We start from the raw sequence: 16166 nt of genomic DNA, 5'->3' as shown, positions 1-16166 counted from the left end.
ATACCGTGGGTTAAGATCGAAAAGTTCGATGCTTAGGTCAAGCAGGCCCGGATTCAATGGGGTTTGCTATCGGCACTGAACGGATACGGCTGCTTCCAGCGTTCGAAGATCGGCTTCAGTTCGCCGCTGCGTACCAGCTCGGCCATGCGCTTGTCGAACAGGTCGCACAGAGCCTTGGCCTGGTCGTTGCGGGCGAAAGCCAGGTACAGCGGCAGTTCGGCCACATGGGTACGACGGAAGCGCTCGGGCTGCGAAGACTGGCTCAGGACATAATCGACTTCGGTCTGCGCATCGATATAGAAGTCCACGCGATCATGCTCGAGCATCGGCAAGATGCCTTCACGGCGCTGAATCTCGCGAAATTCGTGCACATCAGGCAAGTAGCTGCCGTAGTCGTAGCCACGCACCCAGGCCAAGCGATATTTGCCCACGTTCTGCGGTGTAGGCACTGGCTTGCTGGCCAGCCCCAGGGCGTAGATATGGTCCATGTCGAAGTGCCAGCGCGGGTACAGATTGTCGTCGTTTTCTTCCTTGTACGAGCCAACCCAGGCATCAGCCTCGCCGCGCTTCACCAGGCCGACCGCACGGCTGTAGGGCGCGCTCTGGGTAACCACCTTGACTCCGGCCGGCTCGAACACCTTGCGCAACACGTCCCAGGCCACCCCGGTACCGTCGGCGTTGGTGTAGTCGAGCCACTCCTCGCTGACCAGATGGATCTGCTTGGGTACGCCTTCGGCAGCGCTCACCCACGGGGCGACACTCAGCAGCATTGCCAGCAGCACAGTCCTTATGGCCATTCACGCGCTCCCTGTTTCAGGCAACCGCCCACACCAGAACCTGCATGCCCAGCCAGGCGAAAACACCGGCCAGGATATCGTCGAGCATGATGCCGACACCCCCGTGCACATGGCGGTCGATCCAGCGGATTGGCCACGGCTTGAGGATGTCGAAGAAGCGGAACATCAGGAACCCTGCCAACAGCCACTGCCAGCCTTCCGGCACTAGCCAGAGGGTGATCCACATGCCGACAATCTCGTCCCAGACAATGCCTTCATGGTCGTGTACGCGCAAGTCATTGGCAACTTTGCCGCACAACCAGAAGCCAAACAGCATGCTGACGCCGAGCAACAGCCAGTAACCCCAGTCGGGCAGCATCTGCCACAGCGGGATGAACGGTATGGCAACCAGCGAGCCCCAGGTACCCGGTGCCTTGGGCAAGGTGCCGGAACCGAAGCCAAACGCGATGAAGTGCCATGGGTTGCGCCAGACCGAGGGCGGAACGAACTCCGCAGGCACCTGATTGGGGTGATCGGTCACGGTGTCTCCCTAAAGTGTTGATAGCCCCGCTGCACGGGGGTGATGTCCTGGCCTTGGGCGTCGCGCAAGGTCACGCCCTGCCCTTCGAGCACTCGGCCGATGGTATGCACTTCGATAGTGTCGAAGGCAGCCAGGGGCGCGAGCGCCTCGGGCGGCAAAGTGAAGGCCAGTACGTAATCGTCGCCACCGGTGAGCGCTGCCCGCACCGCAGCTTCACGACCGAGGAAGGCTTCCAAAGCAGGAGACACTGGTACTTGCGCCAGGTTCACCTCCAGCGCAACGCCGGACGCCTTGGCGATATGCCCACAATCGGCGAGCAACCCGTCGGAGATATCCAGTGCCGCTGTGGCCCGGCCACGCAGCAGTGCGCCAAGGGTGAGCTGTGGCATTGGCGACCAGTAGTGGGCCAACAACGGCTCGGCTTGCGCAGCCGGCGCCTCGCGCTCACCGAGTACCAGCGGCAATGCACCGGCAGCCTTGCCCAGCGAACCACCGACACACAGCAGGTCGCCAGGCCGTGCGCCGCTGCGGCGCAAGGCCTGGCCTACCGGCACGCGACCAAACACGGTCACAGTGATACTCAACGGGCCGCGAGTGGTGTCGCCACCAATCAGGCTCATGCGGCAACGCTGGGCCATGCGGCTGAGGCCGTCGGCATAGGCCGACAGCCAGCCAGGGCCAACGTCAGGCAGGGTCAGGGCGAGGGTAAAGCCGATTGCAGTCGCGCCCATGGCTGCCAGGTCACTGGCCGCCACGGCCAACGAACGCTGGCCGAGCAGCAACGGATCGCAAGCAACAGGAAAATCCACCCCGGCGACCAGGGTGTCGGTGGACACCGCCAGTTGCTCACCGGGGGAAGATCCAGCAGGGCGCAGTCGTCGCCGATCCCCAGGGCCACGCCCTCGCCGCCCTGCGCACAGGGCGCGGCGGCGAAGTAATGGTTGATCAGCTCGAACTCACCCATGGCCAGGCTGCGCCAGGATCAGCGCTTGTTCGCCTTGACTTCTGCTTCACGCAGGGCCGGGGCGAGCTTGTCCAGCACGCCGTTGACAAACTTGTGGCCGTCGGTGGCACCGAAGACCTTGGCCAGCTCCACGCCTTCGTTGATCACCACGCGGTACGGAACGTCGACGCGCTTGATCAGCTCCCAGGTGGACAGGCGCAGCACGGCCAGCTCGACCGGGTCGAGCTCTTCCAGTGCGATGGTCATGCAAGGCACCAGTGCCTTGTCGATTTCGCCCTTGATTGCCGGGACCCGTGCAGGATCTCGCGGAAATAGGCACCGTCGACATCGGTGAAATCGTTATCGACCCGGAACTGCGCTTCGATCTCGTTCAGCGAATGCTGGGCCATGTGCCACTGGTAGAGGGCCTGGGTCGCGAGCTTGCGGGCTTCGCGGCGCTTGGCGCTCTTGGAGGGCTTGCCGGCATCCGCAGGTTTTGGATCGCGCGGGTTGAAACGATCGCTTTCGTCGCTAATCACTTGGCCTCCAACTGCGCCAGCAGGCTGACCATTTCCAGAGCGGACAGGGCAGCTTCAGCACCTTTGTTGCCAGCTTTGGTGCCGGAACGCTCGATGGCTTGCTCGATGGAGTCGACGGTCAGTACGCCGAAGGCCACCGGTACACCGAACTCCATGGACACCTGGGCCAGGCCCTTGGTGCATTCGCCCGCCACGTATTCGAAGTGCGGGGTACCACCACGAATCACGGCGCCCAGGGCGATGATCGCGTCGTAGGCGCCTTGCTGGGCGACCTTCTGTGCTACCAGCGGGATCTCGAATGCACCGGGGGCACGGATGATGGTGATGTCGCTTTCGCTGACACCGTGGCGAACCAGGGCATCAACGGCACCGCTTACCAGGCTTTCGACGACGAAGCTGTTGAAGCGGCCAACCACCAAAGCATAGCGACCTTTGGGGGCGATGAAGGTACCTTCGATGGTCTTCAGGGTCATTCCGATATTCTCATCTTCAAGAGCGAGGCCGCATACAAGCGGCCTCGACAGGGGTCTGGACTCGAGCAGAGGGCGTCAATGCCGCCTCAAGTCACTCGGAGGGCACGTATTCTACAACTTCCAGATCGAATCCGGATATCGCGTTGAACTTCATCGGCGAACTCATCAGGCGCATCTTGCGCACACCAAGGTCGCGCAGGATCTGCGAACCGGCACCCACGGTGCTGTAGGTGGTCGGTGCCTTGGTCGGTGCATCACCCGCGCTTTCACGAATGTGCGCCAGCAGCACGTCGCCATCCAGCGGGTGGCCCAGCAGCAAGACCACGCCACTGCCAGCCTCGGCCACGGCAGCCATGGCTGCGCGCAGGCTCCAGCGGCCCGGCTGCTTGACCAGCAGCAGGTCGCGCAGCGGGTCCATGTTGTGCACACGCACCAAGGTCGGCTCTTCGGCGCAGATCTTGCCCAGGGTCAGGGCCATGTGCACGTCGCCTTCCACCGCATCACGGTAGGTGACCAGGTTGAATTCACCCAGCTCGCTCTCCACCGGCTGCTCGGAAACACGCTGCACGGTGCGCTCGTGGATCATGCGGTAGTGGATCAGGTCGGCGATGGTGCCGATCTTCAGACCGTGCTCGGCGGCGAACACCTCCAGCTCGGCGCGACGCGACATGGTGCCATCGTCGTTCATCACTTCGCAGATCACGCCGCTTGGCTCGAAACCAGCCATGCGCGCAAGGTCGCAGGCGGCTTCGGTGTGGCCAGCGCGAGCCAGGGTGCCACCTGGCTGGGCCATCAACGGGAAGATGTGGCCAGGGCTGACGATGTCTTCGGCCTTGGCATCCTTGGCTGCGGCGGCCTGCACGGTGCGTGCGCGGTCAGCGGCGGAAATACCGGTGGTGACGCCTTCGGCGGCTTCGATCGATACGGTGAACTTGGTGCCGAAGCCCGAGCCGTTGCGCGGTGCCATCAGTGGCAGCTTCAGCGTTTCGCAACGCTCGCGGGTCATCGGCATGCAGATCAGACCACGGGCGTGCTTGGCCATGAAGTTGATGTGCTCGGGCAGGCAGCATTCGGCTGCCATGATGATGTCGCCTTCGTTCTCGCGGTCTTCGTCATCCATGAGGATGACCATTTTGCCCTGGCGGATGTCTTCGACCAGTTCTTCGATGCTGTTGAGCGCCACGCGGCACCCCCTTCTCAATCAGGATTTCAAGAAGCCGTTGGCGGCCAGGAAGCTTTCGGTAATGCCACTGCCCTTGCTCGGCTCGGCGGCCTTGTCACCCAAAAGCAAACGCTCCAGATAACGGGCCAGCAGGTCGACCTCAAGGTTTACCCGACGCCCTGCACGGTAGTCGGCCATGATGGTTTCGGACAGGGTGTGCGGGACAATGGTCAGCTCGAATTCGGCGCCATTGACCTCATTGACCGTCAGGCTGGTGCCGTCGACGGTGATCGAACCCTTGTGGGCGATGTACTTGGCCAGTTCCTTGGGTGCGCGTACGCGGAACTGGATGGCGCGGGCATTATCGCTGCGCGAAATGATTTCGCCGACCCCGTCGACGTGGCCGCTGACCAGGTGCCCACCCAGACGGGTGGTGGGAGTCAGGGCCTTTTCCAGGTTGACCTTGCTGCCGCTCTTGAGGTCGATGAAGGCGGTGCGCTTGAGGGTTTCGACGCTGACGTCGGCCCAGAAGCCGTCGCCCGGCAGCTCCACGGCGGTCAGGCACACACCGTTGACGGCGATGCTGTCGCCGAGCTTGACGTCACCCAGGTCGAGCTTGCCGGTTTCGACGTAGACGCGCACGTCGCCACCCTTGGGGGTCAGGCTGCGGATGGTGCCGATGGATTCGATGATGCCGGTGAACATGGGGTCTTCCTCAAAAAGCGGTTTGCGCGGGGCAAGCCCGGCATTATACGCCGGGCGCCGGCAAGGGGATGGCCGTGACCCGCCAGTCATCGCCCACTGCGCGCATTTCGGTAATTTTCAGCCTTGGTGCCTCGCTCATCTTGCCCAGCGGCCAGTCCAGCAGCGGCCGGGCCTGGGAGCCAAGGAAGATGCCGGCGACAAACAGCTGGTACTCATCGACAAGGCCTTGCTGGGCAAAGGCGCCGACCAGGCCGGCACCGGCTTCCAGCAGGATTTCGTTGACACCTCGGGCCGCCAGGGCTTGCAGCAGCGCCGGCAAGTCGACCTGGCCATTGTCACCCGGCAGGCTGAGCAACTCGTGGCCGGCAGCGGCATAACGCGGGTCATCTGCGACAGCAGCCACCACCAGCGCCGGCCCGGCTTGGAAGAAAGCCGCATCCAGCGGCAGGCGCAGGCGACTATCGACCAGCACCCTCAGCGGTGTACGGCTGAGTGCCAGGGCGGTGGTTTCGGCATCCAGGCCCAGCTCGGTGCCACGCACGGTCATTCGTGCATTGTCGGCCAGCACACTGGCAGCGCTGGTCAGCACCACGCTGGAACGGGCGCGCAAGCGCTGCACCGCCGAACGGGCAGCCGGGCCGGTGATCCACTGGCTTTCGCCACTGGCCATCGCGGTGCGGCCATCCAGGCTCATGGCCAGCTTGGCGCGGACGAACGGCAGGCCGTGCTCCATGCGCTTGAGGAAGCCCGGGTTCAGTGCGCGGGCTTCGGTTTCGAGCACGCCGCTGGCGACTTCAATGCCTGCCTCGGCCAAGCGCTGCAAGCCCTGGCCTGCCACTTGCGGGTTAGGGTCCTGCATGGCTGCCACCACCCGCGCCACACCGGCCTTGACCAGTGCTTCGGCGCACGGCGGCGTGCGGCCATGATGGCTGCACGGTTCAAGGGTGACGTAGGCACAGGCGCCAATGGCGCGCTCACCAGCCTGGCGCAGGGCGTGCACTTCGGCATGCGGCTCGCCGGCACGCACGTGCCAGCCTTCACCGACCACTTCGCCATCGCGCACGATCACGCAGCCCACGCGCGGGTTCGGGTGAGTGGTGTACAGGCCTTTGCGCGCCAGCTCCAGCGCGCGGGCCATGTAATGGGCGTCGAGGACGGCAGCTTGGCTGGGCATGTTCACTCTCTAGCAGGCTCACGGGCCAGGCGGTCGATTTCTTCGCGGAACTCGTCGAGGTCCTGGAAGCGCCGGTACACCGAGGCAAAGCGGATATAGGCCACTTCATCGAGCTTGCGCAGCTCGGCCATGACCATTTCACCTACCACCAGCGATTTGACTTCGCGCTCGCCGGTCGCGCGCAGGCGGCTCTTGATGTGCGCCAGCGCCGCTTCCAGGCGCTCGACGCTGACCGGGCGCTTTTCCAGAGCCCGTTGCATGCCGGCGCGCAGCTTTTCTTCGTCGAAGGGCTGGCGCGTGCCGTCCTGCTTGATCAGCCGGGGCAGCACCAGCTCGGCGGTTTCGAAGGTGGTGAAGCGTTCGCCACAGGCCACGCATTCGCGGCGGCGGCGCACCTGCTCGCCCTCGGCAACGAGGCGAGAGTCGATGACCTTGGTGTCGTTGGCACCGCAAAAGGGACAGTGCATGGTGGCAGGCAACAAAAAAAGGGAGGGCCATGGTAGCGCATTGCACTGGCAAGACAAGCCAAAGGGGTTAACATCCATGGGAAATCTGCCCGTGAAGGACTCCCCATGCACTACCGAGCGCTCGTCGTGCTGTGCTGCGCCGCCCTGCTCGCCGCCTGCGGCAGCGACAGGCCGAAGACCGACAACCTCCCAGCCCCCACGCCCGCCCGCTCGGCCAAGCAGGCCGAAGTACTGGGCCCGCTGCCGGCCTACCAGCGCGAGCTGAGTGGCACCTTGCTGGAAATTCCGGCCGGTGCCAACGTGGAGCTGGCCTTGCTGGTCATCGACGAACGCGACCGCCCGCAAGGCCTGCTGGCCAGCAGCACCCTGACCGGTACCGGCCAGGCCCTGCCCTATCACCTGCGCTTCAACCCCGAAGCCTTCCCGGCCGGTGCGCGGGTCGAGCTGCGTGGCCGTGCCAGCAGCTCCGGCCAACTGATCATGCACCTGCCCCCCGTGCGCATTACCCAGGCCCAAACCCAAGCCACTGGCCCGCTGCGTTTCGAGAAGGCGCCGTAAGTGGCACCGCTGGCCCTGCAACAGGCGCTCAGCGGCCTGATAGGCGAAGCGCGCCTGGTCGTCAGCGAACTGCCCGGCTGCGACCTGAAGCTGTGGCTGATCGATGACCAGAACATGGACCGGGCCTTCAGCAGCGAAGAAACCCGGCGCATTCTGGAAGAACCGCCCTACTGGAGCTTTTGCTGGGCCAGCGGCCTGGCCATGGCCCGCTACCTGGCCGAGCGCCCCGAATGGGTGGCGGGCAAGCGCGTGCTGGACTTCGGCGCAGGCTCCGGTATCGCCGGCATTGCCGCAGCACGCGCCGGTGCATTGGAGGTGGTGGCCTGCGACCTCGACCCGCTGGCCCTCGACGCCTGCCGCGCGAATGCCGCGCTGAACGGCGTCGAGCTGAGCTACAGCAGCGATTTCTTCGCAGAAGCCGACCGTTTCGACCTAATCCTGGTTGCAGACGTACTGTACGACCGCGCCAACTTGCCCTTGCTGGACGCCTTCCTTGGCCGCGGTCGCCAGGCCCTGGTGGCCGACTCACGAGTACGGGATTTCAGCCACCCGCTGTACCGGCAGTTGGGCGTGCTTGAAGCACTCACCCTGCCAGACCTGGCCGAGCCGCACGAATTCCGCCGGGTCAGCCTGTACCACGCCAGCCGCGACGCCTTATAGTGGTGCCATTCACGAGTTTGCGAGAGTCGCAATGAGCCAAGACACGCCTTACATTTTCGACGCCACCGATGCCACCTTCCAGCAACTGGTGATCGAGAACTCCTTCCACAAGCCGGTGCTGGTGGACTTCTGGGCCGAGTGGTGCGCGCCGTGCAAGGCGCTGATGCCGTTGCTGGCCAAGATCGCCGAGGGTTACCAGGGCGAACTGCTGCTGGCCAAGATCAATTGCGACGTGGAGCAACAGGTGGTTGCCCAGTTCGGCATCCGCAGCCTGCCGACCGTGGTCCTGTTCAAGGACGGCCAGCCGGTGGACGGTTTCGCCGGAGCACAGCCGGAATCGGCGATTCGCGCCATGCTCGAGCCGCATGTGCAAATGCCCGCCGCACCCGTCGCTTCGCCGCTGGAGCAGGCCAAGGCACTGTTTGCCGAAAGCCGCTTCGCCGAAGCCGAAGCACTGCTGCAGGTGCTGCTGGGTGAGGACAACAGCAATGCCGAAGCGCTGATTCTGTACGCTCGCTGCCTGGCCGAGCGTGGTGAGCTGGGCGAAGCGCAGGTGGTATTGGATGCGGTCAAGACTGACGAACACAAAGCTGCACTGGCGGGCGCCAAGGCCCAGCTGACCTTCCTGCGCCAGGCTGCCAGCCTGCCGGAAGTGGCTGACCTGAAAAGCCGCCTGGCGCAGAACCCGCAGGATGACGAGGCGGCTTATCAGCTGAGCATCCAGCAACTGGCGCGCCAGCAGTATGAGGCGGCGCTGGAGGGGTTGCTGAAGCTGTTCCAGCGTAACCGTGCCTATGAGAATGGGCTGCCGCAGAAGGCATTGCTGCAGGTGTTCGAGCTACTGGGCAATGATCACCCGCTGGTCAACGTTTACCGACGCAAGCTGTTCGCTGCGATGTATTGATAGCCAATGCCAGGTACGGCCGCCTGACATCGGGCGGCTGCATCGATCGACTCTATAGGTATTAGCCAATATCAAGGCTCAGCGCCGTCTGCGCGTCGATCAGTGGGACAGGCAAGATCAACACTGCCCAGATCAACGCCTCGCCCAGATCGCTGTGCGCCCGAATGATACAAAAGGGCTCATTATCAAACCGTTCGATAGCCCCATTGCTGGCAATAAAACAGTTAAGCCCATTCCAATAGGTTTTTTCATGGGGGATAACGACTTCCTGACCTCCCATTCGATAGCACAGCTTTACATGACCATGTAATGACGGCGTCAAACGAATATAGCCGGTCGGTACGCCTCGAAGAACCACAACTGTGGACGTGAACGCGCGGTTATCCACAGCGGCCTGAATAACGCAATACTCGCACAGTGTCTCGATACCAGATGCTTCCCGTTCGTCAGGTAGGAAGGTACACCCCCAACCCTTTGGCTCTACCTGACCGCCATATTGACTCCCCCACTTTGGAGGCTCACCTGTATTACTGGGCAAAAGGCTCAGCGTTACCGTTTGCGCCCCATTAATCACCCGCACCATGGGTTCAAGGCCGAACGACTGGCCCTCAACTTGCACCTGTGCGAATGGACGCTCATTCAGTTGACGTTCAAAGCGACTCCTAACAATTGAGCCATCCGTTTCCAAGACCCCACTCTGCACAAGCCCCGGTGGGATGAAGAGGCTGGGGCAGTCTTGTATATCCTGCTGGGCAAGCACTGCCCCAGGATAGCGCGTCGCATCCAGCACCATGGACACGCCTGCCGTTGATACAGGAATAGAAGGGTAGGTGTTGGGAAACGAACCGCTACCGTGCTCCCCAATCACTGGATGCAGGGCTAGAAACGATGATTGTGTATTTACCGGGGTTACCGAACGAAGCCAGAAATGCATGGGTTTGAGTACCCCGGTGCTCAACGGCTGAATTTTACCAAGCTGAATGAATTTGCTGGAATCAGCCTGCCCCTTGAAAAAGAGCGCATAGGGCAATGCCCCCTGTTCATCGCGAGTGGATGCTTGATAGGCACTGGAGAGATAGAAAACGGGATATTTAGCCCACCCTAGTGAAACCCGATGCTCACTGTCATAGCGTCCTGCGTTGGCTTCGAGGTCTATTTCCAGGCAGAGCTCAATACCTTGCTCCTCTATGACATGCCGTACTTGAGTGATGATCCTTGTCCGCCCACCCAATGAACGGGCCAGGTGAATAACTACACACGACAAGATTCTGCGTCTGACCACCCACCGTAACGGGCTACCGTCACCGCCCGTCACCTGCAATTTCAATGGCCCCAATGAGCATCGGAAGTACCGCGCCGATTCCATTGTCGTGTCGATTTCAAACTCGATATCCTTCGCACAGAACCCGTCGCCCTGCGGTTCTAGCGCATGAGCGTTCCAATACTCATTCACCTTGCGCCAGTCGAAGAACACCATGAAGGGCCAGCCGTAAAGGCTATCCTCGCCGGAGCGGACTTCATCGTTTGCGCCATTGCTGATATCCATTTTTTCCACCCGCGGTAGTGCCGTTCAGGTGACTGTCACGTATCACCCAAAGCGTCACAACTGGCAGAAATGACAGGTCATTCGGCTTTTCGTGGCCCCACCCAATGGTAAACCGGCGCATCACCCACGTTTTCAACCCGCACATCTGGACTATGGCGCAACCTGACCAACAATCGTTTACCTGCCGCGACACTTCCTACCAGCGCTTCCAATTGCTCCAACAGCTGAGGCCCTGCGACGTGCCCGGCCCGTTGCAGTAACTCACGTGCTGTTGCCCATTGCCCATCATCCTGACTTGGCGGGGCGTGGACCACTGCGGTTGCGTCTACAGACGCCTCACGCCCCGTCACCCGTTGCCCCAGCTGCGCCCACTCTTCTGGCGCCAGCTCAATGGTCAGGTCCACTGGCCATTCACCAATCTGTCCGCGAATTCTCATGATGCATTCCTTGAGCCCAGGTCAATGCAGCCATGCTACCGCAACATGAAACCTTAGCCACGCAGGCTGGCGGCGCGCAGAAAAATTGTTATAACATAACTCAATCTTCCAGCCCGCTCCGGAGTCGTCCATGCGTCGCCTGCTGCTCGCCCTGCCCTTCGCCTTGCTGCCACTGGCCGTGGCCCATGCCCACGATGACCATGATCACGACCACGCCCATGGCACACTCGGCGCCCATGAGCATGGCGTAGCCAAGCTCAACGTCGTACTCGATGGCAACACCCTGGAGCTTGAGCTGGACAGCCCGGCCATGAACCTGGTCGGTTTCGAGCACGCGGCCAGCAGCGATGCCGACAAGGCCAAGGTCGCCGCCGTACGCCAGCAGCTCGAACAACCGTTGACGCTGGTCGGCCTGGCTGCTGCCGCAGGCTGCAAAGAAGAACAGCAGGCGCTGGAAAGCCCGCTGTTCGGTGACGCCCCGAAAGCCGACGAGGATGGCGACGATCATGAGCATGGGCACCAACACAGCGACATTGGCGCCCATTACCAGCTGACCTGCGCCAACCCCGAGAAACTGACACAGGTGGACCTGGCACCACTGTTCAAGGCCTTCCCGGCCACCCAGAAAATCAACGTGCAACTGATCGGCCCCAATGGCCAGAAAGGTGTGGAAACCACGCCGGCCCAGGCAACGGTCGCCTTCTGAATGAGCCAGCCGTTGATCGAACTGCGTGACCTGGTGTTCGCCTGGCCAGGTCAGCCGCCGCTGCTGGACATTCCAGCCTTGCGCCTGAACGCTGGTGAAGCCTTGTTCCTCAAGGGCCCCAGCGGCAGTGGCAAGACCACCTTGCTGGGCCTGCTGGGCGGGGTGAGCGTGCCCGCCCAGGGCCGTATCGAGTTGCTCGGCCAGGACCTCGGCGGGCTGAGTCAGGGCGCCCGCGACCGTTTTCGGGTGGATCACACGGGGTACATCTTTCAGCAGTTCAACCTGCTGCCATTTCTGTCGGTACGTGAAAACGTCGAGCTGCCCTGCCGCTTCTCGCGCAGCCGCAAGGCCCGCGCCGAGCAGCGCCATGGCGGTGTCGACCAGGCAGCCAGCACGCTGTTGGCGCACCTGGGCCTGGACGACCCCGCCCTGCTCGCCCGCCGCGCCGACAGCCTGTCGATCGGCCAGCAGCAGCGGGTCGCCGCCGCCCGCGCACTGATCGGCCAGCCCGAGTTGGTGATTGCCGACGAGCCGACTTCGGCACTGGATACCGACACCCGCGAAGCGTTCATCCGCCTGCTGTTCGATGAGTGCCGCGCCGCCGGCGCAAGCTTGTTGTTCGTCAGCCACGATCAAAGCCTGGCACCGCTGTTCGACCGCCACCTTTCCCTGGCCGACCTCAACCGCGCCGCCAAGCCCCGGGAGGCCTGATGTACCTGCTCCGCCTTGCCCTGGCCAGCCTGGCCAACCGCCGTTTCACTGCGTTTCTGACCGCTTTTGCCATTGCCTTGTCGGTGTGCCTGCTGCTGGCCGTGGAGCGGGTCCGTACCGAGGCTCGCGCCAGCTTCGCCAGCACCATCAGCGGAACCGACCTGATCGTCGGCGCCCGCTCTGGCTCGGTGAACCTGCTGCTGTATTCGGTGTTCCGCATTGGTAACGCCACCAACAACATCCGTTGGGACAGCTTCCAGCATTATGCCCAGGACCCACGGGTGAAGTGGGCAATCCCGATCTCGCTGGGCGACTCCCACCGTGGCTACAGGGTGATGGGTACCACGGCGGATTACTTCAGCCATTACCAGTACGGTCGCCGCCAGCACCTGGAACTGAGCCAGGGACGTGAGTTCGCCAGCGACCCCTTCGAAGTGGTGCTCGGCGCCGAAGTGGCCGAGGCGCTGCATTACAAGCTGGGTGACAAGCTGGTACTGGCCCACGGCGTGGCCGCCATCAGCCTGGTCAAGCACGACGACAAACCATTCACCGTGGTCGGTGTGCTCAAACGCACCGGCACACCGGTCGATCGCACCCTGCATATCAGCCTGGGGGGTATGGAAGCGATCCATATCGACTGGCACAACGGCGTACCCGCCCGTGGCGCCGGGCGCATCAGCGCCGAGCAAGCACGCGCGATGGACCTGCAACCTGCCGCCATCACTGCATTCATGCTGGGGCTGAACAGCAAGATCGCGACCTTCAGCCTGCAGCGGGAGATCAATGAGTACCGCAGCGAGCCGCTGCTGGCGATCCTACCTGGGGTGGCCCTGCAGGAGCTCTGGAGCCTGATGGGCACTGCCGAACAAGCACTGTTCGTGGTGTCGCTGTTCGTGGTGCTGACCGGCCTGATTGGCATGCTCACGGCGATTCTTACCAGCCTCAACGAGCGCCGCCGGGAGATGGCGATCTTACGCTCGGTCGGTGCCAGGCCTTGGCATATCGCGGGGCTGCTGGTACTGGAGGCACTGTCACTGGCGGCGGTCGGGATCGTGGCCGGGCTTGGCTTGCTGTACGCGGGGATTGCCCTTGCGCAGGGGTATGTACAGGCGAACTATGGCTTGTATCTGCCACTGGCCCTACCTAGCGCTCATGAATGGACCTTGCTGGCTATCATCCTGGGGGCTGCGTTGCTGATGGGTAGCGTGCCTGCGTGGCGGGCGTATTGGCAGTCGCTGGCCGATGGTTTGTCCATACACCTCTGAGTGCGCGTAATGATCAAACACCTCATCGCCCTCTTCGCGGGTTCACCCGCGAAGAGGCCAGTAAAGGCAACACAATTTCTACTGGTCATATTGCTCTCGCTGACATTGCCTGCCTGGGCCTCAGAACCCCGTGAACTGGACTGGCCCGCCCTGATCCCCGAAGGCGCCCCGGTCATCCCACCACAACTGGCGCCGCTGCACGACATGTCGCAGCTAAGCAACGCCCTGTCTGCCGAGTCTGCCCCACCCGCGCGCCAGCAAGCCCCCGATGCCCCGGTGGTGAAAGGTCTCGACGGCCAGCAGGTCAAGCTGCCGGGCTACATCGTGCCACTGGAGGTCAGCGAAGAAGGCCGCACCACCGAATTCCTGCTGGTCCCTTACTACGGTGCGTGTATCCACGTGCCACCCCCACCGTCGAACCAGATCGTGCACATTTTCAGTGAGATGGGCGTGCGCGTCGAAGACCTCTACCAACCTTACTGGATCGAGGGGAAGATGCAGGTTAGAGCCTCCAGCAGCGAACTGGCCGACGCTGGCTACCAGATGGAGGCCGAGAAAATATACGCGTATGAGCTGAGATGAGAACTGTTTCGAATTCGTGAAGACGCTTCTTGAGCTGGGTCAAACTTTCTGTTTAACCAGCTCCGTACCATTGGACTACTCGATTAATAACGTCCTTTGGGAGCTTCCATGAACAAGTCCTTGCTCGGCGCCTCGCTTGTGGCCCTTGCGCTCGCCGCCCCTGTTGCCCACGCTCACCAGGCAGGCGATGTCATCGTCCGCGCAGGCGCCATCACCACCGCCCCTAACGAAAGCAGCGGCGACCTGAAATTCGATGGCAACAAGGTTTCGGGCACCAAGGCAACCCTGGACAGCGACACCCAGCTGGGCTTGACCTTTGCCTATATGCTCACCGACCACATCGGCCTGGAGCTGCTGGCAGCCACCCCGTTCAAGCACACCGTAGGCGTAAAAGGCCTGGGCGGCGGCCTGGACGGCAAGCTGGCCGACATCAAGCAACTGCCACCGACCCTGTCGCTGCAGTACTACCCGATGGAACCGAACTCCAAGTTCCAGCCCTATGCCGGCGTGGGCATCAACTACACCCTGTTCTTCGATGAAGACCTCAGCAGTGCCCGCAAGCAGCAAGGCTTCAGCAACCTGAAACTGCAGGACTCGATCGGGATCGCCGGCCAGCTGGGCATGGACTACATGATCACCGACAACCTGCTGGTCAACGCCTCGGTCTGGTACGTCGACATCGACACCAAGGCCAGCGTCAACGGCCCGACCGCTTTGGGCTACAGCAAGACCAAGGTCGACGTCGATGTCGACCCGTGGGTGTACATGGTCGGCCTTGGCTACAAGTTCTGACCTGAACACGGCAGGGCGGCTTCGGCCGCCCTCGCACGTTGCAGCCATAGCCAGTAGCCCAGCGCTACCGCGCTGATGGCCATGCCAAGCCCGCACACTGCGACCCACCCCCAATGGGCAAACACCCAGGCCGCCAACACCGCTCCCAGCCCGCTGCCAAGCGAGTAGCAACACATGTAGGCACCGATCAACCGGCTGGCCATCGCGCCACGCCCGGCCAGCAACAGGCTCTGGTTGGTGACATGTACCGCCTGCACGGCAAAGTCCAGCATCAGCACTCCCAGCACGAAGGCCATCAGTGAAGCCCCGACAAACGCCGTGGGCAACCACGACAGCGTCAGCAAGGCCAGCGCCAACCCAGTAGTGCGTTCACCCTGCCCCTGGTCAGCCAGACGACCGGCACGCGAAGCTGCCAAGGTACCCGCGACACCTGCCAGGCCGAACAGGCCGATCTCGGTATGGCTCAGCGCCAACGGCGCAGCACTGAGCGGCATGACCATGGCACTCCATAGCACGCTGAACGCGGCGAAGATCAACACTCCAAACATGCCTCGCTGGCGCAGCAACCTGTCGTGCCGGTACAGGTTGAACTGGGACACAATCAGCGCCCGGTAGCCAGACCGATGCATGACGGGCTGCACCGAGGGCAAGCTACGCCATATCACCAGTGCCAGCACTATCAAGACGCCTGCGGCCATCCAGTACACGCTGCGCCAACCGGCCAGGTCGGCCAACCCGCCCGAGACCAGGCGCGCAAGCAGAATGCCCAGCACCACACCACTGGTGACGGCGCCTACCGCCTGCCCTTGCTGGCCCGGTGAGGCCAGGCTCGCGGCATGCGCCACCATCACCTGCACCATCACGGCCATCAACCCGGTGACGGCTAGAGCCACCAGCAGCATTGCCCAACTTTGCGACATGCCGACGCCGATCAGCGCCAGAGCCGAGAACAGCAACTGGCCAAGCAACAGGCGCTTGCGATCGACCAAGTCACCCAGCGGCACGATCAGTAGCAACCCCAGGGCATAGCCCGCCTGGGTCGCGCCAACTACCCAGCCAATCTGCTGCTGCCCTACCCCCAGCTCGGCAGCCATCGACTCAAGCAGAGGCTGAGCGAAGTACACCGTCGCGACGGCCATGGCGCTGGTAATGGCAAGCAACAGGGTTGTCCAGCGTGTCAGTGAAGGTGCCATCGGACCAACCTCGTCAATCTGGTTTCGATTTG

The 16166-nt window shown here is 62.7% G+C and carries 18 protein-coding genes and 2 pseudogenes; 8 read left to right on the top strand and 12 right to left on the bottom strand.

The annotated features are described in order from the left end of the window. Positions 1-53: 53 nt before the first annotated feature. The 9 genes and pseudogenes from AB5975_12875 to nrdR all read right to left on the bottom strand — a co-directional run bounded on the left by AB5975_12875 (position 54) and on the right by nrdR (position 6780). Positions 54-797 (bottom strand): substrate-binding periplasmic protein, encoded by a 744-nt coding sequence (locus AB5975_12875; protein XDR22611.1) that lies wholly within the window; start codon positions 795-797, stop codon positions 54-56. 16 nt (positions 798-813) lie between these two features. Then, on the bottom strand, positions 814-1317 hold the full coding sequence (locus AB5975_12870) for a phosphatidylglycerophosphatase A (protein XDR22610.1): 504 nt from the start codon (positions 1315-1317) through the stop codon (positions 814-816). Further along, positions 1314-2281, bottom strand: a pseudogene (gene thiL, locus AB5975_12865) (thiamine-phosphate kinase). Before thiL ends, AB5975_12870 begins: the two are co-directional and overlap by 4 nt. A gap of 18 nt (positions 2282-2299) precedes the next feature. Beyond that, a pseudogene (gene nusB / locus AB5975_12860) lies at positions 2300-2799 on the bottom strand (transcription antitermination factor NusB). Continuing rightward, positions 2796-3272, bottom strand: a complete 477-nt coding sequence (ribE, locus tag AB5975_12855) for a 6,7-dimethyl-8-ribityllumazine synthase (GenBank protein ID XDR22609.1) — start codon at positions 3270-3272, stop codon at positions 2796-2798. The pseudogene nusB and the gene ribE overlap by 4 nt, the downstream one beginning before the upstream one ends. Positions 3273-3363: 91 nt before the next feature. After that, complete coding sequence (gene ribBA, locus AB5975_12850) at positions 3364-4455, bottom strand: bifunctional 3,4-dihydroxy-2-butanone-4-phosphate synthase/GTP cyclohydrolase II (protein ID XDR22608.1); 1092 nt, start codon at positions 4453-4455, stop codon at positions 3364-3366. An 18-nt stretch (positions 4456-4473) separates the two neighbouring features. Beyond that, a complete protein-coding gene (locus AB5975_12845; protein XDR22607.1) occupies positions 4474-5139 on the bottom strand; it encodes a riboflavin synthase in 666 nt (221 codons plus the stop codon). A 43-nt stretch (positions 5140-5182) separates the two neighbouring features. After that, on the bottom strand, positions 5183-6313 hold the full coding sequence (ribD, locus tag AB5975_12840; protein XDR22606.1) for a bifunctional diaminohydroxyphosphoribosylaminopyrimidine deaminase/5-amino-6-(5-phosphoribosylamino)uracil reductase RibD: 1131 nt from the start codon (positions 6311-6313) through the stop codon (positions 5183-5185). A gap of 2 nt (positions 6314-6315) precedes the next feature. Then, complete coding sequence (nrdR, locus tag AB5975_12835) at positions 6316-6780, bottom strand: transcriptional regulator NrdR (GenBank protein ID XDR22605.1); 465 nt, start codon at positions 6778-6780, stop codon at positions 6316-6318. A 105-nt stretch (positions 6781-6885) separates the two neighbouring features. Here nrdR and AB5975_12830 point away from each other — a divergent pair, with 105 nt between their 5' ends. The 3 genes from AB5975_12830 to trxA are packed head-to-tail and all read left to right on the top strand — an operon-like array spanning position 6886 to position 8902. After that, complete coding sequence (locus AB5975_12830) at positions 6886-7338, top strand: YbaY family lipoprotein (GenBank protein ID XDR22604.1); 453 nt, start codon at positions 6886-6888, stop codon at positions 7336-7338. Then, the gene (locus AB5975_12825; protein ID XDR22603.1) at positions 7339-7998 is read left to right on the top strand and encodes a methyltransferase; all 660 of its coding nucleotides are present in this window, start codon (positions 7339-7341) and stop codon (positions 7996-7998) included. A gap of 31 nt (positions 7999-8029) precedes the next feature. After that, positions 8030-8902: a thioredoxin gene (gene trxA, locus AB5975_12820; protein XDR22602.1), complete on the top strand. Its 873-nt coding sequence runs from the start codon at positions 8030-8032 to the stop codon at positions 8900-8902. Positions 8903-8963: 61 nt separating this feature from the next. Here trxA and AB5975_12815 read toward each other — a convergent pair whose 3' ends face one another. Then, positions 8964-10448 carry a hypothetical protein gene (locus AB5975_12815; GenBank protein XDR22601.1) on the bottom strand — a complete coding sequence of 495 codons (1485 nt, stop codon included), beginning with the start codon at positions 10446-10448 and terminating at the stop codon, positions 8964-8966. Between the two features lie 77 nt (positions 10449-10525). After that, the gene (locus tag AB5975_12810) at positions 10526-10885 is read right to left on the bottom strand and encodes a hypothetical protein (protein XDR22600.1); all 360 of its coding nucleotides are present in this window, start codon (positions 10883-10885) and stop codon (positions 10526-10528) included. A gap of 130 nt (positions 10886-11015) precedes the next feature. Between AB5975_12810 and AB5975_12805 the strand changes: the two genes are divergently transcribed. The 5 genes from AB5975_12805 to AB5975_12785 all read left to right on the top strand — a co-directional run bounded on the left by AB5975_12805 (position 11016) and on the right by AB5975_12785 (position 14941). Beyond that, on the top strand, positions 11016-11591 hold the full coding sequence (locus tag AB5975_12805) for a DUF2796 domain-containing protein (GenBank protein XDR22599.1): 576 nt from the start codon (positions 11016-11018) through the stop codon (positions 11589-11591). Continuing rightward, positions 11592-12302 (top strand): ABC transporter ATP-binding protein, encoded by a 711-nt coding sequence (locus AB5975_12800; GenBank protein XDR22598.1) that lies wholly within the window; start codon positions 11592-11594, stop codon positions 12300-12302. Then, positions 12302-13567, top strand: a complete 1266-nt coding sequence (locus AB5975_12795) for an ABC transporter permease (GenBank protein ID XDR22597.1) — start codon at positions 12302-12304, stop codon at positions 13565-13567. Before AB5975_12800 ends, AB5975_12795 begins: the two co-directional genes overlap by 1 nt. 9 nt (positions 13568-13576) lie before the next feature. Then, a complete protein-coding gene (locus AB5975_12790) occupies positions 13577-14149 on the top strand; it encodes a DUF3299 domain-containing protein (protein XDR22596.1) in 573 nt (190 codons plus the stop codon). A gap of 108 nt (positions 14150-14257) precedes the next feature. Next, a complete protein-coding gene (locus tag AB5975_12785; GenBank protein XDR22595.1) occupies positions 14258-14941 on the top strand; it encodes an OmpW family protein in 684 nt (227 codons plus the stop codon). Here AB5975_12785 and AB5975_12780 read toward each other — a convergent pair. Continuing rightward, positions 14929-16134, bottom strand: a complete 1206-nt coding sequence (locus tag AB5975_12780; GenBank protein XDR22594.1) for an MFS transporter — start codon at positions 16132-16134, stop codon at positions 14929-14931. The two genes, AB5975_12785 and AB5975_12780, sit on opposite strands and share 13 nt — an antisense overlap. Positions 16135-16166 lie beyond the last annotated feature (32 nt).

Origin of the sequence: Pseudomonas putida, from assembly GCA_041071465.1 — a bacterium.
GTDB classification, from domain to species: domain Bacteria; phylum Pseudomonadota; class Gammaproteobacteria; order Pseudomonadales; family Pseudomonadaceae; genus Aquipseudomonas; species Aquipseudomonas putida_P.
This window is presented reverse-complemented; position numbering and strand designations above follow the sequence as displayed.